The 17,259-nt window shown below is 71.0% G+C and carries 19 protein-coding genes; 5 read left to right on the forward strand and 14 right to left on the reverse strand.

Translation table 11 applies throughout. From position 1 onward, the window contains the following. The first annotated feature begins 45 nt into the window (after nt 1–45). Nucleotides 46–798: an SDR family oxidoreductase gene (locus tag LTT61_RS20670; RefSeq protein WP_233015720.1), complete on the forward strand. Its 753-nt coding sequence runs from the start codon at nt 46–48 to the stop codon at nt 796–798. 46 nt (nt 799–844) lie between these two features. On the opposite strand, the gene LTT61_RS20675 is transcribed toward LTT61_RS20670, so the two are convergent. Then, a complete protein-coding gene (locus LTT61_RS20675) occupies nt 845–1,420 on the reverse strand; it encodes a YdeI/OmpD-associated family protein (protein WP_233015721.1) in 576 nt (191 codons plus the stop codon). A gap of 38 nt (nt 1,421–1,458) precedes the next feature. Between LTT61_RS20675 and LTT61_RS20680 the strand changes: the two genes are divergently transcribed. After that, a complete protein-coding gene (locus tag LTT61_RS20680; protein ID WP_233015722.1) occupies nt 1,459–2,310 on the forward strand; it encodes a TIGR03619 family F420-dependent LLM class oxidoreductase in 852 nt (283 codons plus the stop codon). A gap of 6 nt (nt 2,311–2,316) precedes the next feature. On the opposite strand, the gene hsaB is transcribed toward LTT61_RS20680, so the two are convergent. Genes hsaB through hsaA form a run of 4 tightly spaced genes read right to left on the reverse strand, consistent with a single transcriptional unit; the run spans nt 2,317 to nt 5,843 of the window. Next, on the reverse strand, nt 2,317–2,886 hold the full coding sequence (gene hsaB, locus LTT61_RS20685; RefSeq protein ID WP_233015723.1) for a 3-hydroxy-9,10-secoandrosta-1,3,5(10)-triene-9,17-dione monooxygenase reductase subunit: 570 nt from the start codon (nt 2,884–2,886) through the stop codon (nt 2,317–2,319). After that, nucleotides 2,883–3,788 (reverse strand): iron-dependent extradiol dioxygenase HsaC, encoded by a 906-nt coding sequence (gene hsaC, locus LTT61_RS20690; RefSeq protein ID WP_233015724.1) that lies wholly within the window; start codon nt 3,786–3,788, stop codon nt 2,883–2,885. The genes hsaB and hsaC overlap by 4 nt, the downstream gene beginning before the upstream one ends. Beyond that, complete coding sequence (gene hsaD, locus LTT61_RS20695; protein WP_233015725.1) at nt 3,788–4,666, reverse strand: 4,5:9,10-diseco-3-hydroxy-5,9,17-trioxoandrosta-1(10),2-diene-4-oate hydrolase; 879 nt, start codon at nt 4,664–4,666, stop codon at nt 3,788–3,790. The genes hsaC and hsaD overlap by 1 nt, the downstream gene beginning before the upstream one ends. Nucleotides 4,667–4,679: 13 nt before the next feature. Then, nucleotides 4,680–5,843: a 3-hydroxy-9,10-secoandrosta-1,3,5(10)-triene-9,17-dione monooxygenase oxygenase subunit gene (gene hsaA / locus LTT61_RS20700; protein ID WP_233015726.1), complete on the reverse strand. Its 1,164-nt coding sequence runs from the start codon at nt 5,841–5,843 to the stop codon at nt 4,680–4,682. 195 nt (nt 5,844–6,038) lie between these two features. Between hsaA and LTT61_RS20705 the strand changes: the two genes are divergently transcribed. Both LTT61_RS20705 and LTT61_RS20710 read left to right on the forward strand, forming a co-directional pair. Continuing rightward, complete coding sequence (locus tag LTT61_RS20705) at nt 6,039–7,235, forward strand: Rieske 2Fe-2S domain-containing protein (protein WP_233015727.1); 1,197 nt, start codon at nt 6,039–6,041, stop codon at nt 7,233–7,235. Beyond that, nucleotides 7,235–7,564, forward strand: a complete 330-nt coding sequence (locus LTT61_RS20710) for a hypothetical protein (RefSeq protein ID WP_233015728.1) — start codon at nt 7,235–7,237, stop codon at nt 7,562–7,564. The genes LTT61_RS20705 and LTT61_RS20710 overlap by 1 nt, the downstream gene beginning before the upstream one ends. Before the next feature lie 7 nt (nt 7,565–7,571). Here the strand turns inward: LTT61_RS20710 and LTT61_RS20715 are convergent, their stop codons facing one another. The 3 genes from LTT61_RS20715 to LTT61_RS20725 are packed head-to-tail and all read right to left on the reverse strand — an operon-like array spanning nt 7,572 to nt 9,323. Then, nucleotides 7,572–7,973: a cupin domain-containing protein gene (locus LTT61_RS20715; protein ID WP_233015729.1), complete on the reverse strand. Its 402-nt coding sequence runs from the start codon at nt 7,971–7,973 to the stop codon at nt 7,572–7,574. Between the two features lie 9 nt (nt 7,974–7,982). Further along, nucleotides 7,983–8,702 (reverse strand): DUF427 domain-containing protein, encoded by a 720-nt coding sequence (locus tag LTT61_RS20720; RefSeq protein ID WP_233015730.1) that lies wholly within the window; start codon nt 8,700–8,702, stop codon nt 7,983–7,985. Between the two features lie 21 nt (nt 8,703–8,723). Next, nucleotides 8,724–9,323 (reverse strand): TetR/AcrR family transcriptional regulator, encoded by a 600-nt coding sequence (locus tag LTT61_RS20725; RefSeq protein ID WP_233015731.1) that lies wholly within the window; start codon nt 9,321–9,323, stop codon nt 8,724–8,726. Nucleotides 9,324–9,406: 83 nt separating this feature from the next. On the opposite strand from LTT61_RS20725, the gene LTT61_RS20730 reads away from it, so the two are divergent. Next, complete coding sequence (locus LTT61_RS20730) at nt 9,407–10,288, forward strand: alpha/beta fold hydrolase (RefSeq protein WP_233015732.1); 882 nt, start codon at nt 9,407–9,409, stop codon at nt 10,286–10,288. 6 nt (nt 10,289–10,294) lie between these two features. Here the strand turns inward: LTT61_RS20730 and LTT61_RS20735 are convergent, their stop codons facing one another. From LTT61_RS20735 to LTT61_RS20760, 6 genes are all read right to left on the reverse strand, one after another. Then, nucleotides 10,295–11,512 (reverse strand): MFS transporter, encoded by a 1,218-nt coding sequence (locus LTT61_RS20735; protein ID WP_233015733.1) that lies wholly within the window; start codon nt 11,510–11,512, stop codon nt 10,295–10,297. Between the two features lie 109 nt (nt 11,513–11,621). Next, a complete protein-coding gene (locus LTT61_RS20740) occupies nt 11,622–12,647 on the reverse strand; it encodes an acyl-CoA dehydrogenase family protein (RefSeq protein WP_233015734.1) in 1,026 nt (341 codons plus the stop codon). Beyond that, the gene (locus tag LTT61_RS20745) at nt 12,644–13,630 is read right to left on the reverse strand and encodes an acyl-CoA dehydrogenase family protein (RefSeq protein ID WP_233015735.1); all 987 of its coding nucleotides are present in this window, start codon (nt 13,628–13,630) and stop codon (nt 12,644–12,646) included. The genes LTT61_RS20740 and LTT61_RS20745 overlap by 4 nt, the downstream gene beginning before the upstream one ends. Further along, nucleotides 13,627–14,766, reverse strand: a complete 1,140-nt coding sequence (locus tag LTT61_RS20750) for an acyl-CoA dehydrogenase family protein (protein WP_233015736.1) — start codon at nt 14,764–14,766, stop codon at nt 13,627–13,629. The genes LTT61_RS20745 and LTT61_RS20750 overlap by 4 nt, the downstream gene beginning before the upstream one ends. Further along, nucleotides 14,766–15,665, reverse strand: a complete 900-nt coding sequence (locus tag LTT61_RS20755) for an enoyl-CoA hydratase (protein WP_233015737.1) — start codon at nt 15,663–15,665, stop codon at nt 14,766–14,768. Before LTT61_RS20755 ends, LTT61_RS20750 begins: the two co-directional genes overlap by 1 nt. Beyond that, nucleotides 15,665–17,218: a FadD3 family acyl-CoA ligase gene (locus tag LTT61_RS20760; protein ID WP_269821772.1), complete on the reverse strand. Its 1,554-nt coding sequence runs from the start codon at nt 17,216–17,218 to the stop codon at nt 15,665–15,667. The genes LTT61_RS20755 and LTT61_RS20760 overlap by 1 nt, the downstream gene beginning before the upstream one ends. Between the last annotated feature and the right edge of the window lie 41 nt (nt 17,219–17,259).

Here is a 17,259-nt window from a genome sequence, read left to right on the forward strand (position 1 = left end):
CGACCTACCCGGTCTACCCGGTAACCGACGAGCGAAGGAGTGACGATGAGGATTGCGGTGGCGGGCGGGACCGGGACCGTGGGGAAGCCGGTGGTGGAGGTGCTGCGCGAGCGCGGGCACGAGGCGGTTGTGCTGGCTCGGTCGACCGGGGTGGACCTGCGCACCGGTGCGGGGCTCGACCTGAGCGGAGTCGATGCGGTGGTCGATCTGACCTCGCTGGTCACGCGCTCGACCGGGGAGGCGACGGAGTTCTTCGAGCAGGTCACCGCGAACCTGCACCGAGCGGAGCGGGCGGCGGGGGTGCGGCACCATGTGCTGCTCGGGATCGTCGGGAGCGATGCGGTGCCGTTCGGCTACTACACCGGGAAGATGGCGCAGGAGCGCGCCGTCGAGCGTGGACCGGTGCCGTGGACGTTGCTGCGTGCGACCCAGTTCCACGAGTTCGCCGGGCAGCCGCAGGGTGGGGTGCGGGTCGGCCCGCTGACGCTGGTTCCCGCCATGCGGGTGAATCCGGTCGCGGCGCGCGAAGTCGCGGAACGGCTGGTCGATCTTGCCGTGGGTGAACCTCGGGGGCGGGTTCGCGACCTCGGTGGGCCGGAGAATCTGGAGCTGGACGACATGATCCGGCGCTACGGGGCCGCCACCGGTCGCGGCGGCCGGGTGCTCCGCTTCCCGCTGCCGGGTAAGGCGGGCCGAGCCTTCCGCGCCGGCGCCCTCCTGGCGCGTGGCGATGCGGATCGCGGCACTCAGACCTTCGCGCAGTGGCTCGCGACCCGGCGGGATCGGACGCACTCGTGAGCGAAGCACACTTCTCATAGCTGTACCTCTCTCGGAAAGTTGCAGGTCAAGACCGTAATTCCGCCAGCACCCTCCGCACCTGAGTCGCCCGCCCGGCGTCGGTTCGCGCCTTGGTCACCCGCAGGGAGAAGCCATAGCGCGCACTGCGCCCCAGTGCGTCGAATCGCACCCTGGCAGCCGGATCGGCGGCGAGCGCGGCGACCAGATCCGGATGCGTCTCAGCACTCCGCTGCGGGGGATACGCCGCCGCCCAGCGCCCGTCCGCCCGCGCCGCCTCGACCGCCGCGAGCCCGGAGGCCCGCATCTTCCCGGCCGCGATCAACGCCTCCGCCTTCGCCACGTTCACCGCCGACCACGGGCTGCGCACCCGGCGCGGCGAGTAGCGCTGCAGGTAGTGCTCGGCGTCGACACCCTGCCGATGGCTGTCGATCCAGCCGACGCACAGCGCGCCGTCCAGCGCCTCGGTGAGCGTCACGCTCGCCCGCGCCGCCCCCTTCTTCGCGATTCGCACCCACACCTCGCCCGCCCGCTCGTGATTCGCCACCAGCCAGCGGTCCCACTCGGCGGCGTCCGCGCACTCGATGATCTCCATGCGTCCCATGATCCCGAGATAAGCGCTCATCCACTGAGCACTTTCCCCGACGAACTACCGTGGCGAGAATGAAGTTCTCGGTCAGTTACCCGACGCCGACGCACGGCGCCGACCCGGACACCCTGGTCACCTTCGCCCGCCACGTCGAGGCATGCGGCTTCGAGGCCATCTACATCCCGGACCACGTCGCGCTCTACCCCGGCGCCCGGATCGGCGGCAACGAGGTGCCGACGACCCTCCCCTTCCCGGACCCCATCGACTGCCTGACCTTCGTCGCCGCGCACACCGACCGCCTGCTCCTCGGCACCGGTGTCCTGCTGCTCCCGTACCGCCACCCGATCCTGCTGGCCAAGCGCCTCGCCACCCTCGACCTGCTTTCCAAGGGCAGGCTGCGGCTGCTGACCGTCGGCGTCGGCGGGCTGCCGGGCGAGGCGGCGGCGCTCGGCGTCGACTACGCGACCCGCGGCCGGCGCGCCGACGAGGCGCTCGACGTGCTGCGCCTGCTCTGGTCCGGCGGTCCCGATGGCGTCGAATTCCATGGTGAGTTCTTCGATTTCGCCGAGGTGTGCGTCTATCCCAAGCCGTCCACAGCGGAGTTCCCCATCCACATCGGCGGCTCCAGCCCGGCCGCCGCCCGCCGCGCGGGCCGCCGCGGGAACGGCTACTTCGCCGGCGGCACACTCACCCCCGGCGAACGCGCCCGCCAGCTCACCCTCGCCCGATCCGAAGCCACCGCCGCCGGCCGCGACCCCGCGCGTCTCGAATACACCCGCTGGGGCTCCACCGACCTCACCCCCGAGCGAATAGCCGCCCTCACGGCGGAAGGCGTCGACCGCATCGTGGTCAACGCCTCCCTCGGCCCCCTGAACGCCCAGCTCGACGAGCTCTCCGCCTTCGCCGAGCTGATCCGCGACAGATAACCGCCCCTACAACCACGTATCCAGTGTCGTGGTGGTGAGGAAGTGCTCGAGATCCGCGCGCCAGGGCGCGGGTACCGTCTTGTCCGGCTCGATAGCGCTGTATTGCCCCCGGTAGAACAGCAACGGCCGCCCCGACTCGCCCACCTCGGCGAGCGAGAGCACCCGCCCGATCACGATCCAGTGATCCCCACCGTCGACCACCCGATCCACCGAGCACTCGATGGTCGCGAGCGCATCGTCCAGAACGGGCAGTTCCAGAGCGGAACGGTGCCATGCGGCCCCCGCGAACTTGTCCGGTTCACGGGAGCCGAAGCGGGCGCAGAGCTCCCGCTGCTCCTCGGCGAGCACGTTCACCGCGAACCGGCCGCGCTCCTCGATCGCCGCCCACGAGCGGGACGACTTGCCCGGGCAGAACAGAACGAGCGGCGGGTCGAGGGAGAGCGCGGCGAAGGACTGGCAGGCGAAGCCGATCGGGGCCTCGTCCGCACCGAAGGTGGTGATCACGGTGATGCCGGTGCAGAACTGCCCGAGGACGTTCCGGAACGCCCTGCCGTCGATCTCCGGATACTCGCTCATTGCTCGCGGAATCCGACGGTGAAGTCGTGCCCCCACAGGCTGACGGCGGTGGATTCCCGCGCGATCCAGTCGGTGTCCTCGACTTCCAGCCCCTCGCAGCCGAATTCGATGTCGAAGCCGCCCGGTGTCTTCATGTAGAAGGACAGCATCTTGTCGTTGACGTGCCGCCCGAGCGTGGCCGACATCTTGACCTTCTTGCGCAGCGCGCGGTCGAGCGCGAGCCCGACGTCGTCGGCGTTCTCCACCTCGAGCATGAGGTGCACGATGCCGCTCGGGGTCGGCTGCGGCAGGAAGGCGAGCGAGTGGTGCCTTGGGTTGCAGCCGAGGAAGCGCAGCCAGGCGGGTTCGCCATCGGCGGGGCGGCCGACCATCTGCGGGGGGAGCCGCATGGAATCGCGCAGCCGGAAGCCGAGGACGTCGCGGTAGAACTCCAGCGCCGCCTTGTCGTCGGAGGTGCTGAGCACGACGTGCCCGAGCCCCTGCTCCTCGGTGACGAAGCGGTGCCCGTACGGGCTGGCCAGCCTGCGGTGCTCCAGCGCGACCCCGTGGAACGCCTCGAGCACGCTGCCGCTCGGATCCTCGAACCGGATCAGCTCGTAGACCTTGCGGTCGGCCAGCTCGGCGGCGGTGCCCTCCTTGTAGGGCACGCCCGCGGCGTCCAGCCGGGCGCGGATGTCCTGCAGCTCCTCGGCGTTCGCGGTCTCCCAGCCGGAGACCTGCAGCCGGTCCTGCTCGCCGGGCACGATCACCAGGCGGGCGGGGAACTCGTCCATGCGCAGGTAGAGCGAGTTCGGGTCGGTGCCCTTTCCCTCCACCATGCCGAGCACCTTGAGCCCGTACTCGCGCCAGGCGGCGACATCGGTGGCCTCGATGCGGAGGTAGCCGAGGGAGCGGATGCCCATCACTTCTCCTTAACGCCGGCCAGGAAGTCGATCGCCAGCCGGTTGAACTCGTGGAACTTCTCCAGCTGCGCCCAGTGCCCGCAGCCGCCGAAGACGTGCAGCTGCGCCCGCGGGATGGACTTCAGCGCGACCAGCGCGCCGTCCAGCGGGTTCACCCGGTCCTCGCGGCCCCAGATCAGCAGCACCGGCTGGCGCAGCGTGTAGGCGTCGCGCCAGAGCATGCCCTTCTCGAAGTCCGCGCCGGCGAAGGACTTGCCCATCGCGCGGGTGGCGGCCAGCGACTCCGGCTCGCTCGCCGAGGCGAAGCGCTCCTCGATCAGCTCGGGGGTGATCAGCTTCTGGTCGAAGACCATGATCCGGAGGAACGCCTCCAGGTTTTCCCTGGTCGGCTGGTAGTTGAACTTGCCGAGCAGCTTGACGCCCTCGGTGGGGTCGGCGGCGAAGAGGTTGGTGCTCAGCCCGCCGGGGCCCATGAGGATGAGCTTGCCCGCCCGCTCGGGGTAGTCCAGCGCGAACCGCACCGCGGCGCCGCCGCCCAGCGAGTTGCCGAGCAGGTGCACGCGATCGGTGACGCCGAGGTGGTCGAGCAGGTCCTTCAGCGCGGCCGAGCTGTGCACGAAGTACTGCGGGTGCTCGGTCGGCTTGTCGGACTTGCCGAAGCCGGGCTGATCCACCGCCAGCACGTGGAACTCGCGCGCCAGCACCGGGATGTTGCGCGCGAAGTTGGACCACGAGGAGGCGCCGGGGCCGCCGCCGTGCAGCAGCACGATGGTCGGGCCGTTGCCCACCCCCGCCTCGTGGTAGTGCAGTTTCAGGTCCGGCCGCACCTGCGCGTACCGGGAGGTGGACTCGTAGGTGAGTTCCGCCGTCGAGGTCACGTGTTCTTTCCCCCTACACCATGGCGTCGTTGATCGGCAGCCCGAACTCGTGCGTGCCGAACATCTGGTAAGCGCGCTCCGGATCGTTCGCCGCGTGCACCCGGCCCGCGTGCGCGTCGCGCCAGAAGCGCTGCAGCGGCGTGCCGTTCGACAGCGCGGTGGCGCCCGCGCTCTCGAAGAGCCGGTCGATCGAGGCGATGGCGCGGCCGGTGGCGCGCACCTGGTCGCGGCGAGCTCGGACGCGCAGGTCGAACGGGATCTCCCCGCCCGCCTTCAGGATCGCGTACTCGTCGGCGACATTGCCGGAGAGCTGGCGCCAGGCGGCGTCGATGTCGCTGGCCGCCTCGGCGACCCGCACCTTGGCGAACGGATCCTCCTTGGCCTTCTCGCCCGCGTAGGCGGCGCGCACCCGCTTGCCCTGGTGCTCGATGTGCGCCTCGTAGGCGCCGTAGGCCATGCCGACGATCGGCGCGGAGATGGTGGTGGGGTGCACGGTGCCCCACGGCATCCGGTAGACCGGGTCGGTGTTCTGCTCGAGGCCGGGCGCGGTCAGCTCGCTCATCGCGCGGAAGCTGAGGAAGCGGTGCCGCGGTACGAAGACATCCTCCACCACGACGGTGTTCGAGCCGGTGCCGCGCAGCCCGACCACGTTCCAGACGTCGTCGATGCGGTAGTCGTCGCGCGGGATCAGGAAGGAGCCGAAGTCGACCGGCTTGCCGTCCTTGATCACGGGGCCGCCGAGCACCGCCCAGCTTGCGTGGTCCGAGCCGGACGACCAGGCCCAGCTGCCGCGCACGATGTAGCCGCCGTCGGTGACGGTGCCGACACCCATCGGGGCGTACGAGGAGGAGATCCTGACCTCGGTGTCCTCGCCCCAGACGTCCTCCTGGGCCCGCTGGTCGAAGAGCGCCAGGTGCCAGTTGTGCACGCCGATGATCCCCGACACCCAGCCGGTGGAGCCGCACGCGCTGGCGATCTTGCGCACGGTGTCGTAGAAGACGACCGGGTCGGCCGCGTGGCCGCCCCACTGCGTCGGCTGTAGCAGCCGGAAGAAGCCGGTCTCCTGCAGCGCCTTCACGGACTCGTCCGGAATGCGGCGCAGATCCTCGGCCTCCTGCGCGCGCTCGCGCAGCGTCGGCAACAGTGCTTCGACCCGTTCGGTCACTTCCTGCGTCATGTCCGGACCTGCTCCTGCCTGGTCGATCGGTAACCGGTACTCATTACCCCTGAGACTAGAACAGGTTCTTATTTATGTCGAGAACAGAACGCGGGTGCTGGTTGCCGGTGGGCGCAGGCGGGAAGAGCTGGGTCGACGCTGGCGCTGCGGTCCACAGTTTTGTAACGTGTTCTAGTAGAAGGAGGAGGATTCGCGATGGCAGACACCTCAACCCGCGGCGGTAAGGTGCGGGAGCTCGACGTCGGCACGGTTCCGACCCGCTACGCGCGGGGCTGGCACTGCCTCGGGCTGGCGAAGAACTTCCGCGACGGCAAGCCGCACGCGGTCCACGTCTTCGGTACCAAGCTCGTGATCTGGGCGGACGGCGGTGACGAGCTCCGCGTGCTCGACGCCTACTGCAGGCACATGGGCGGCGACCTGAGCATGGGCGAGGTCAAGGGCGACGACATCGCCTGCCCGTTCCACGATTGGCGCTGGTCCGGGACCACGGGCAAGTGCACCGAGATCCCGTACGCGCGGCGCGTGCCGCCGCTGGCCAGGACCCGGAAGTGGACCACCCTCGAGCGCAACGGTCAGCTCTTCGTCTGGCACGACCACGAGGGCAGCACGCCGCCGGACGACGTCACCATTCCGCACATCGTCGGCCCCTACACCGACGCGGACGGCAACACCACCGAGCAACTGGACAGCGGCTGGACCGACTGGACCTGGAACTCGATGCTGATCGAGGGCGCCAACTGCCGCGAGATCATCGACAACGTCGTGGACATGGCGCACTTCTACTACATCCACTACGCCTTCCCGACCTACTTCAAGAACGTCTTCGAGGGGCACATCGCCACCCAGTTCCTGGAGACCAAGGGCAGGCCGGACATCGGGATGGCGTCGAAGTACGGCGGCGACACGCTGCTCAAGTCCGAGGCGTCGTACTTCGGCCCCTCGTACATGATCAATCCGCTGGTCAACATCTATAGCGGGTACGAGGTCAAGAGCGTCCTGATCAACTGCCACTACCCGGTGTCGCAGGATTCCTTCATGCTCCAGTGGGGGATCACCCTGCAGAAGCCGGAGGGGGTCGAGGGCGCCACGGCGGACAAGCTGGCGGCCAAGATGAGCGAGGGCATCAGCGTCGGCTTCCTGCAGGACGTGGAGATCTGGAAGCACAAGTCCAAGGTCGAGAACCCGCTGCTCTGCGAGGAGGACGGGCCGGTCTACCAGCTGCGCCGCTGGTACGACCAGTTCTACGTCGACCTCGCCGACGTCACCGAGAAGATGACCCAGCGCTACGAGTTCGAGGTGGACACCGCCAAGGCGAACGAGTACTGGGAGGCCGAGGTGGCGGAGAACCTGCGCCGCCAGCAGGAGCCCGGGGCGCAGGAGGCGAGCGTCTGATGGCCGCCACCTGGGCCAAGGCCCCCGATTTCGCGGACCGGCCGGAGCGGCAGGCCGAGGTGCGGGCCCAGACGGTGGCGGACAAGCGGCGCTATCTCGAGGACGGCATGACCCCGCTGCGGTGTCAGGCCTGCGGCACCGAGGTCCGGGTGCGCAAGGCCAGTGAGCGGCAGACCTCGATCGAGTGGACCGAGCCGCCGCAGGAGCGGTGCCCGATGTTCGCGCGGTTGAGCGAAGACGGCTACGGGCCGGGGCGGCCGGAGGGGTGCGAGAGCCTGGCGAAGACGATCCGCTGGGCTGTCGAGGAGGGTGTGCTCGAGGTGGAGTGACGGCGGCTCAGTCCAGCCGGAAATCGTCGAAGTCGAAGCCGGGGGAGACCACGCAGGCGACCAGCACGTGCTGGTCGCCTGCGGGCTTTGCCGCCTGACTCACCCCACCGGGAACCACCACCTGCAGCTGCTGCCCGGCCGCGGGATCCGGGCCGAGCGCCACCTCGGTGCCGCCGATCTCCAGCGTCAGCGCGCCCCCGCCCTGCCAGAACCACAGCTCGTCCGAGCGCACGGTGTGCGGCGCCGAGCGCTCGCCCGGCATGAGCAGGAAAAGGATGGCGGTCGCCGCGGCGCGGTCGCCGTCGTAGCCGTCGGGGGTGAAGCGCACCGGGCTGCGGTAGGTTTCGCGGAACCAGCCGCCCTCGGGGTGCGGGTCCAGATCGAGCGTTTCGGCCAGGGGTGGGCGCATGGATTCCTCTCAGGAGAACGGGGTCCGCGGCCGATCCTGCCGGACGCCGTCGATGACGATGTCCACTTTCTCGTTGTAGAAGCACAGCAGCCCGGCGACCTTCTGGCTCTCCGGCAGCGGCGTGCGGTAGCCCCAGACGATGTCGCGGTGCTCGGTGCCGTCCACCGTGACCGTCCAGTAGTCGGCGGTGCCCTTGTACGGGCAGCTGGTGTGCGTGGCGCTCGGGGTGAGCAGCTCCAGCCGGACATCCGCGAACGGCAGGTAGTACCGCGGTGGGAGCGAGGTCTCGAAGAGGATGCGCGGCGAGCGGGATTCGGCGAGCAGGGTGCCGTCCAGCTCGATCCGCACGTGCTTCGAGCTCGCCAGGATGTCCACCCGCTTGTACGGGTCGCGCGGGTGCACGTAGACCGGCTCGTCCTCCTCCAGCCACTCGTCCATCGCCGCCCACTCCAGCCGGACGTGATCCGGGACCGCGCTCCAGCGCAGCGCGGCGCCGGGCGCGCGCACGCCGTCGAGCAGGACGTCGTACCTGGTGCCGGTGCCGAGCAGGTCGTGCGTCTCTGTTGCGCCGGTGCGGACCAGCTCGGCCGCCACGTCGGCGAGCGGGAGGTAGTAGGCGGGGTAGTGCGGGATCTCCCAGACCAGCAGCGGGGCGGCGGTGTCCGCCACCCGGCGGCCGGCCAGGTAGGTGCGCACGCGTTTCGGGCTCGGCTCGGAGCGGAGGCTCATGGGGCCGACGGTACTCCGGGGTCAGGGCGGGAGGAGCCGGTCGAGCAGGCGGTCGAGCAGCAGTTCGGCGTGCTCGGGGGTGGCGAAGCCGCTCAGCATGCCCTGGGCGAGCCCGCCGACCGCGGTGACCAGGAGCTCGGCGTCCAGCGTGATCGTCTCCATCCGCGCGTCGGTGCCCTTGCGCAGCCGCGCGAGCTGCTGGGCGGCGGCGTCGACCAGGTAGCGGGCGGGGCCGTTGCCGATGGTCTTCTCGACCTCGGCGCGGCCGAGCTGGGCGGCCTGGAAGGCGCCGAGGATCAGCACCTCGTCGCGGCGGGTGTCGTCCAGCGGGAGCAGCTCGGCGAAGGTGGTGCGCAGGATGTCGCGCGGGGTCGCGTCCGGGCCGAGCGCGGTGAGCCCGGCGCCGAGCCGTGCCCCGGCATCCACCACGACCGCCTGGTGGGTGGCGGTCAGGAACTCGCGCTTGGTGCCGAAGTAGTACTGCACCAGCCGCACCGAGATCCCGGCCTCGGCCGCGACGGACTGGAAGGTGGCCGCGCTCAGCCCGTCCCGCGCGATCACCCTTCGGGTGGCGTCGGTGATCTGCTTCCGGCGCTGTTCGTGGTCCGCGAGCCGAGGCATTCGTCCACCTTTCCCCGGAAGGCATACGGTACGGCGAGGCAGCCGATATGATACGACGGTACCACCATATGTGAGGAGCGGTGATGGCTATCAGAGCGGGGCACTTCGGCAGCGCGAAGGCGCGGGAGAAGTTCGTCGCCGCCTACGGGGCCGCCGAAGCACTGTATCCGATCCCGTGGCGGGATCTCGAGGTGCCGACCTCGTACGGCCCCACCTACGTCCGGAGCTCGGGAAACGGGGTCGGCACACCCCTGGTGCTGGTCCACGGCTTCCAGGGCAACAGCCTCATGTGGAGCCCGGTGATCGAGCGGCTCGCCCGTCGCCGCACCGTCTACCTGCCGGACATCATCGGCACCCCCGGCCGCAGCGTGCAGACCGAGCCGATCGTGCACGGCGCCGAGATGGCGCGCTGGCTCGGCGAGGTGCTCACCGGGTTGGAGTTGCCGCGCGCGCACCTTGTCGCCTTCTCGCACGGCGGCAGGCTGGCCGGGATGCTCGCCGGGCAGAGCTCCATTCCCGCCAGCCTCACGCTGATCGAACCCGGGTCGGTGCTGGTCCCGGTGCGCACTGCCCTGCTCGCCCGCATGGTGCTCGCCGGCATCCGGCCGACATCCGGCCGCACCCGCCGACTGCTCGCCAAGCTGCAGCCCGGTGTCCCGACCACCCCGGAGGACACCGCGCTCGCCGCCGCCGCGATCCGCTTCCGCATGTCGCTGCCGTACGCCCGGGTGCTCGCCGACGCGGATCTCACCGCCATCGCGACCCCCACCCTGGTCCTCTGCGGCGGCGGCACCGTCCTCTACGACCCCGCCGCCGCCGTCAAGCGCGCCCGCGCCTTGATCCCGAACGTCGAGACCGAGGTCTTTCCCGAGGTATCGCACGGCCTGCTCGCCGAGGTCCCCCGCTCCGCCGCCACCCGCCTCCTGCAGTTCACCGCCCTGCACGACATGCGGGTTCCGGCATGAGCAGGGTCAGTCGCCGACGGTGATGGCCTGGGCCTCCTCCACACTGCGCGGCGCCGGTTCGTGCTCGTCGATGTGGGCGAGCGCGCCGCGCCCGGCGAACAGGACTCCGACGGCGGCGGCGGTGAGGGCGGCGCCGAGCCAGAAGGGGAGCGCGGTGTTGTGCTCGCCGAGCTTGCCTGCCAGGTAGGGGGCTGCCGCGCCGCCGGCGAAGCGGACGAAGCTGTAGGCGGCCGACGCGGTGGAGCGCTCGACGGGGGCGGAGATCATGACGGCCTCGGTGATGAGGGTGTTGTTCACGCCGAGGAAGAGCCCGGCGATGACGGTGCCCGCGATGAGGACCGGCTTGGAGTCGGCGAAGAGCGCCATCACGGCGAGGTCGGCGGCGAAGAGGCCGATGGCGGCGCACATCATCGGCAGGGTGCCGTAGCGGCGCTGCAGCCGGGGGGCGAGGAAGACCGAGGAGACGGCGAGCAGGATGCCCCAGCCGCAGAAGATGAAGCCGATCGCGTAGGTCCCCATGTCCAGCGGGAACGGGGTGTAGGCGAGCAGCGTGAAGAAGCCGAAGTTGTAGAGCAGCGCGGTCAGGCTGACGACCAGCAGGCCGCGGTGGCGCAGCGCGCGGAAGGGGGCGGTGATCGAGGTGCGGTGCTCGGGCTTCGGGCCCTCCGGCAGCAGGACCAGGATGGCGACGAAGGCGACGGCCATGAGCACCGAGACGCCGAAGAACGGCCCGCGCCAGCTGATTCCGCCGAGCACCCCGCCGACCAGCGGGCCGGTGGCGATGCCGATCCCGAGCGCGGCCTCGTACAGGATGATCGCCCGCGCCACCCCGCCGCTGGCCGCACCGACGATGGTGGCGAGCGCGGTGGCGATGAAGAGCGCGTTGCCGAGCCCCCAGCCCGCCCGGAACCCGACGATCTGCGCCACACTGCCCGACATTCCGGCCAGCGCCGCGAAGACCACGATCACCGCGAGCCCGGCGAGCAGCGTGCGCTTGGCCCCGAACCGGCTGGAGACGACGCCGGTGACCAGCATGGCCACCCCGGTGACCAGCATGTAGCTGGTGAACAGCAGCGAGACCTGGGATGGCGAGGCGTGCAGCTGCTCGCCGATCGGCTTGAGGATGGGATCGACCAGCCCGATGCCCATGAAGGCGATCACGCTGGCGAAGGCGACGGCGTAGACCGCCCTCGGCTGCCTGGTGCGTTCGGGAATGCTGCTCATCGGGAGACCTCATCGCGTGTCGACGGCTGATCGCGGCGCCGTGTGGACGCGGCAGGCCGCACACAGATAATTGTTACATAAGCTAATTATCTGTGTGCGGTGAGGTCGCTCACCCGGTGCGGGCCGGGCGCCGCGCGGTGCCGAAGAGCTGTGCGTCGGCGTGCGCGCGCTTGAAGAACAGGTGCGCGTCGTGCTCCCAGGTGATGGCGATGCCGCCGTGCAGCTGGATGGACTCGGCCGCCACCGTGGAGAAGGCGGCGGTGCTGTGCGTGCGCGCCACCCAGACGTCCTCCGCGGCGCTCTCCGCCCCCGCCACCAGCGCGGCAACGGCCGCCTGGACGGTGGATTCGGCCGACTCGACCAGCACGTAGAGATCGGCCATCCGGTGCTTGAGCGCCTGGAAGCTGCCGATCGGGCGGCCGAACTGCACCCGCGACCTGGTGTACTCGACGGTGCTCTCCAGGCAGCGCGTCGCCGCGCCGACCTGTTCGGCGGCGAGCGCGGTCCAGGCGATCTCGCGCAGCCGGACCGGGTCGGCAGCGCCGATCCGGCGGCCGGTGACCCCGTCGAACTCGACCTCGCTCACCCGGCGGGTCGGGTCCATGGTGGCGATGGTCCGGACGGCGCTCGGCTCGGCCTCGTACAGCCCGGATTCGGTGAGCACCAGGTGGGTGGCCACGCCCGCGGCGTCGAGGACGTAGTGCGCGGTGCCGTGCAGGACATCGCCGTCGGCGCGGACGCCGGGCGAATCCCAGCCGCGGGCATCGGCCCAGCTGACGGCGAGCGTGCGGGTGCCTTCGGCGACCTCGGGAAGCAGCCGGGCGCAGGTGTCGGCGTCGCCCGCCAGCAGCAGCGCCTGCACGCCGAGCACGGCGGAGCCGAGCATCGGCACCCCGGCCAGGGTGCGGCCGAGTTCGCCGACGACAAGCAGCGATTCGGTGAGCCCGGCGCCGATTCCGCCGTACTCCTCGGGGATGGCGAGCGCGGCGACGCCGATCTGCTCGCAGAGCAGGCGCCAGAGCTTCTCGTCGTAGCCGAGGTCGGTGTCGAGCGCGGCGCGCACCGCGGCGGAGCCGGCGTGCTTGGTGAGCAGGGCCCGCACCGAGCTGCGGAACTCCTGCAGGTCGTCGTTCACGCGGTGCCTCGCAGGGAGTCGGCGATCCGCGATCGATGGAAATCGGAGGTGCCCCAGGCGCTCCGCAGCGCCCGGACCCGGGTGATCCAGAGCGACAGGTCGTACTCGGCGGTGTAACCGATCGCACCGTGCACCTGCAGCGCAACCCGCGAGGCGAGGTAGGCCGCATCCGCGCTGGTCAGCAGCGCCGCGGACACGTCGCGCGCGCGAGTCGGCTCAGCGGTGGTGAGCGCGGCGCGCAGCACCAGCGGCTCGGCCAGGTCGAGCGCGATGAGCACATCCGCGAGCTGCTGCTTGACCGCCTGGAAGCTGCCGATCGGCGCACCGAACTGCTTGCGCTGCTTGGCGTACTCCGTGGTGGCGTAGAGCAGCGCCTTACCCGCGCCGAGCAGCAGCGCGGCGGCGGCGAGCGCGCCGTGGTCGAACCCGGCGGCGATGGCGGTGCGCACCTCCTCGCCCTCGGCCAGCACCTCGCCGGGCCGCACCCGGAAGAGCCTGCGCGCAGGGTCGAGCGAGCGCACCGGCTCGCCGACGGTGGCGCGGCTCAGCCGCGGTCCGTCGGCGATGAGCACGGTGCCCGCGGTGTCGGCGTCGAGCGCGAGCGGTTCGCCGAAGGCGATGGTGCCGAGCGCGCCCTCGGCCAGCCCGGGCAGGATCTCGCCCGCGGCTGCCGGATCCGGCAGCGCCTGGAGCAGCGTGGGAATGGCGGCGGCCGTCTCCACCAGCGGTCCGGGCGCGGCGGCCCGGCCGATCTCGGAGAAGGCGACGAGCAGGTCGACCGGCTCGGCGCCGAGCCCACCGTGCTCCTCGGTGATCGCGAGGCCGAGCACGCCGGCGTCGGCGAGGCCGCGGACCAGCGCGAGCCCGGGCCCGGTGTCGCCCGCGGCCCAACTCCGGACGGCGGCCGGGGTGCGGCCCGCCTCCAGGAGTTTGCGCACGCTGGCCCCGAAATCGGTCTGCTCCGGGCTGAGCGCGAATCTCATCGGCTCCCTCTCGGTAGTCCGAGCAGCCGCTCGGCGATGATGTTGCGCTGGATCTCGTTGGTGCCCGCGTAGATCGGGCCGGAGATGGCGAAGAGGTAGCCGTCGGTCCACGGCCCCGCCTGCTCGGCGGCCCCGCCGAGGACGTCCAGCGCGGTCTCGTGCATGGCCACGTCCAGCTCGGACCAGAACACCTTGGTGATCGAGGACTCGGCCCCGAGCTTGCCGCCGTCGGCCAGCCTGGTCACCGTGCCGAAGGTGTGCAGCCGGTACGCCTCTGCCCCGATCCAGGCGTCGACGACGGCGTCGCGCTGCGCGGTGTTCGCCCGGTCGCCCGCGGTGCGCCACAGCTCGAGCAGCCGCTCGGCGGTCGCGGTGAAGCGGCCGGGGCTGCGCAGCGAGAGCCCGCGCTCGTTGCTCGAGGTGCTCATGGCGACCCGCCAGCCCTCGTGCGGCGGGCCGATCACGTCGGCGTCCGGGACGAAGACCTCGTCCAGGAAGATCTCCGCGAACCCGGCCTCGCCGTCCAGCTGCGGGATCGGCCGCACCGAGACGCCGTCGGCGTCGAGCGGGAACATGACGTAGGTCAGTCCGCGGTGCCGCTCGGCCGCCGGGTCGCTGCGGAAGAGGCCGAAGGCACGGTCGGCGAAGGAGGCGCGGGAGCTCCAGGTCTTCTGCCCGCTGAGCAGCCAGCCGCCGTCGGTGCGCTTGGCGGTCGAGCGGATACCGGCCAGGTCGCTGCCTGCCTCCGGCTCCGACCAGGCCTGCGCCCAGATGTCGTCGCCACGGGCCATCCGGGGCAGGATGCGGTCGAGCTGCTCGGGGGTGCCGTGCTCGAAGAGCGTCGGGGCCAGCAGGAAGATGCCGTTCTGCGCGACCCGGCCCGGTGCGCCCGCGGCGTAGTACTCCTGCTCGAAGAGGACCCACTCCAGCAGCGAGGCGTCGCGGCCGCCGTGCTCGTGCGGCCAGGAGACCACGGAGAAGCGGGCGTCGGCGAGGGTGTGCTCCCACTCGCGGTGCGCCTCGAAGCCCTCCGCGGTGTCCATCGACGGCAGCGGGGTGCGCGGTGCCGACTCCGCGAGGAAGTCCCTGACCTCCTGCTGGAAGGCGCGCGCGGATTCGTCGAGATCCAGATCCATCAGGCTGTCCCCTCGCGCTGCGCGGAATCGCCCGCCGGACGCGCCGCGGTGTCGCGCATGGAGCGGGCGTTCATGCCGCCGAGCGAATCCGCCCCGACCTCGGCATTGTGCGCGTGCGCGAAGTGGTGCAGCCCGAAGACCGAGTCCATGCCGGTGCGCATGCCCATCAGATCCTCGGCCTGGTTCACCGCCTTCTTGGTGAGCGCCAACCCGAACTGCGGCATCTGCGCGATCTTCTCGGCCAGCGCGGTCACCTCCGCCTCCAGCTCGGCGCGCGGAACCACCCGGTTCACCATGCCCCACTCCTTGGCCTGCGCCGCACCGAAGCGGTCGCCGGTGAAGAGGAACTCCTTGGCGGCGCGCGGGCCGATCATCCACGGGTGCGCGAAGTACTCGACGCCCGGAATGCCCATGCGCACCACCGGATCGGAGAAGAAGGCGTCGTCCGAGGCGACGATGAGGTCACAGACCCAGGCCAGCATGAGCCCGCCCGCGATGCAGGCGCCCTGCACCTGCGCGATCATCGGCTTGGGGATCTCCCGCCAGCGCCTGCACATGCCCAGGTAGACCTCGGACTCGCGGGCGAAGCGCTGGTCGCCGCCGTTGCGGTCGACGTGGTCCCACCAGAGCACGGCCTTGTTGTCGTAGTGCACGTGATGGTCCCGGCCCGGCGTGCCGATGTCGTGCCCGGCGCTGAAGTGCTTGCCGTTGCCCGCCAGCACGATCACGGTGACCTCGGCGTCCTCGACCGCGCGCTGGAAGGCGGCGTCGAGCGCGTAGGTCATCACCGAGTTCTGCGCGTTGCGGTAGTCCGGCCGGTTCATCGTGACGACCGCGATCGGGCCGCGCCGCTCGTAGGTGACCACCTCGCCCTCGTCGGGCACACCCTCAGCGGACATCACGAAATCTCCTCACGTAGACGACGTTTCAGCACCTTGCCTGCGGCGCTGTAGGGCAGCTGGTCGCGGAACTCGACGAAGCGGGGCACCTTGAAGTTGGCCAGCGTGCCGGTGGCGTGCGAGAGCACCTGCTCCGCGGTGAGCCGCGCGCCTGCCTTGCGCACCACGTACGCCTTGCCGACCTCGCCCATCCGCGGGTCGGGCACGCCGACCACCGCGGACTCCGCGACCCCGTCCAGCCGGGCCAGCACCTGCTCGACCTCGGCCGGGTAGACATTGAAGCCGCCGCAGATGTACATGTCCTTGAGCCGGTCGGTGATCTTCAGGTAGCCGCGCTCGTCCAGCACCCCGATGTCGCCGGTGTGCAGCCAGCCGTCGGCGTCGATCGCCTCGGCGGTGGCGTCCGGGTCGTCCAGGTAGCCGAGCATGACGTTCGGGCCGCGCAGCAGCACCTCGCCGGAATCGGCGAGCCGCAGTTCGAAGCCGGCGATCGGGCGGCCGCAGGTGCCGGAGATGGTGGCCGGGTCGTCGTCGGGGCGGCACATGGTGCCGAACCCCGCCGCCTCGGAGAGGCCGTACGCGGTGAGCACCACCTCGAAGGCCAGCTCGTCGCGCATCCGCTCGATGAGCACCACCGGGACGGTGGCCGCGCCGGTCACCGCGACCCGCAGCGTGCCGAGGTCGAAGCTCGACCGGTCCGGGAAGTCCAGGATGGTCTGGTAGATGGTCGGCGGGCCCGGGAGCACCGAAATCTTCTCGGCGCTGACCAGCCGCATCGCCGCCGGCACGTCGAACACGGCCTGCGGCACGATGGTCGCGCCGGTCAGCACGCAGGCGAGGATGCCCGCCTTGTAGCCGAAGTTGTGGAAGAACGGGCTGATGATCAGGTAGTTGTCGTCCCGGCGCAGGGTCGCGCACTCGACCCAGCCGCGCACCACGTCGAGCGCCTGCCGGTGCGCCACCAGCGTGCCCTTGCTGCGGCCGGTGGTGCCGGAGGTGAAGAGGATGTCGGCGATGTCGTCCGGTGCGACGGCGTCGGCACGGGCCTCGACCTCCGTTTGCGGGGTCTGCTCCGCGAGCTCGGTGAGGTCGTCCCAGTGCAGCGTTCGGACGGTCGAGCGCGGTGCGTCGGCATCGACCGGGATCACCACGATCGAGGGGATCTCGAGCTGCGGCGCCTCCGCGCGCAGTTCGGCCAGCCGGTCCCGGCCCAGGAACGGACCGGCGACGAAGAGCGCGGCCGCGTGCACGCGTTCCAGCACGTCCGCCGCCTCCGCCGCGACGTACCTGGTGTTCAGCGGGACCAGGGCGGCACCTGCGTACTGCGCGCCGAGCGCGGCCGCCACCCAGTGGTGGGTGTTCGGCGCCCACATGGCGACCCGATCGCCGGGCCGGACCCCGCGGGCGATCAGGGCGCCCGCCACCCGGCGCACGTCGGCGAGCAGGTCGTCCCAGTCGAGCCGCACCGAGCCGTCGGCGATGGCGGGGGCGGCGCCGAACTCGGCCGCGGCCGCCCTGAGCGCCGCCGGAATGGTCTGAGCAGGGGTGCTCACGAATATCCTCACCGTCGAAGCTACAAAGCAAGTGCTTGGTA

This window comes from Nocardia asteroides, from assembly GCF_021183625.1.
Taxonomy (GTDB): domain Bacteria; phylum Actinomycetota; class Actinomycetes; order Mycobacteriales; family Mycobacteriaceae; genus Nocardia; species Nocardia asteroides_A.

What these genes read in the sequence shown, in the direction of transcription:
- LTT61_RS20745 (WP_233015735.1), bottom strand. Translation starts at nt 13,630, where the DNA reads ATGAGATTCGCGCTCAGCCCGGAGCAGACCGATTTCGGGGCCAGCGTG.
- hsaA (WP_233015726.1), bottom strand. Translation starts at nt 5,843, where the DNA reads ATGACGCAGGAAGTGACCGAACGGGTCGAAGCACTGTTGCCGACGCTG.
- LTT61_RS20705 (WP_233015727.1), top strand. Translation starts at nt 6,039, where the DNA reads ATGGCAGACACCTCAACCCGCGGCGGTAAGGTGCGGGAGCTCGACGTC.
- hsaC (WP_233015724.1), bottom strand. Translation starts at nt 3,788, where the DNA reads ATGGGCATCCGCTCCCTCGGCTACCTCCGCATCGAGGCCACCGATGTC.
- hsaB (WP_233015723.1), bottom strand. Translation starts at nt 2,886, where the DNA reads ATGAGCGAGTATCCGGAGATCGACGGCAGGGCGTTCCGGAACGTCCTC.
- LTT61_RS20710 (WP_233015728.1), top strand. Translation starts at nt 7,235, where the DNA reads ATGGCCGCCACCTGGGCCAAGGCCCCCGATTTCGCGGACCGGCCGGAG.
- LTT61_RS20670 (WP_233015720.1), top strand. Translation starts at nt 46, where the DNA reads ATGAGGATTGCGGTGGCGGGCGGGACCGGGACCGTGGGGAAGCCGGTG.
- LTT61_RS20730 (WP_233015732.1), top strand. Translation starts at nt 9,407, where the DNA reads ATGGCTATCAGAGCGGGGCACTTCGGCAGCGCGAAGGCGCGGGAGAAG.
- LTT61_RS20675 (WP_233015721.1), bottom strand. Translation starts at nt 1,420, where the DNA reads ATGAGCGCTTATCTCGGGATCATGGGACGCATGGAGATCATCGAGTGC.
- LTT61_RS20735 (WP_233015733.1), bottom strand. Translation starts at nt 11,512, where the DNA reads ATGAGCAGCATTCCCGAACGCACCAGGCAGCCGAGGGCGGTCTACGCC.
- LTT61_RS20720 (WP_233015730.1), bottom strand. Translation starts at nt 8,702, where the DNA reads ATGAGCCTCCGCTCCGAGCCGAGCCCGAAACGCGTGCGCACCTACCTG.
- LTT61_RS20680 (WP_233015722.1), top strand. Translation starts at nt 1,459, where the DNA reads ATGAAGTTCTCGGTCAGTTACCCGACGCCGACGCACGGCGCCGACCCG.
- LTT61_RS20750 (WP_233015736.1), bottom strand. Translation starts at nt 14,766, where the DNA reads ATGGATCTGGATCTCGACGAATCCGCGCGCGCCTTCCAGCAGGAGGTC.
- LTT61_RS20755 (WP_233015737.1), bottom strand. Translation starts at nt 15,665, where the DNA reads ATGTCCGCTGAGGGTGTGCCCGACGAGGGCGAGGTGGTCACCTACGAG.
- LTT61_RS20725 (WP_233015731.1), bottom strand. Translation starts at nt 9,323, where the DNA reads ATGCCTCGGCTCGCGGACCACGAACAGCGCCGGAAGCAGATCACCGAC.
- LTT61_RS20715 (WP_233015729.1), bottom strand. Translation starts at nt 7,973, where the DNA reads ATGCGCCCACCCCTGGCCGAAACGCTCGATCTGGACCCGCACCCCGAG.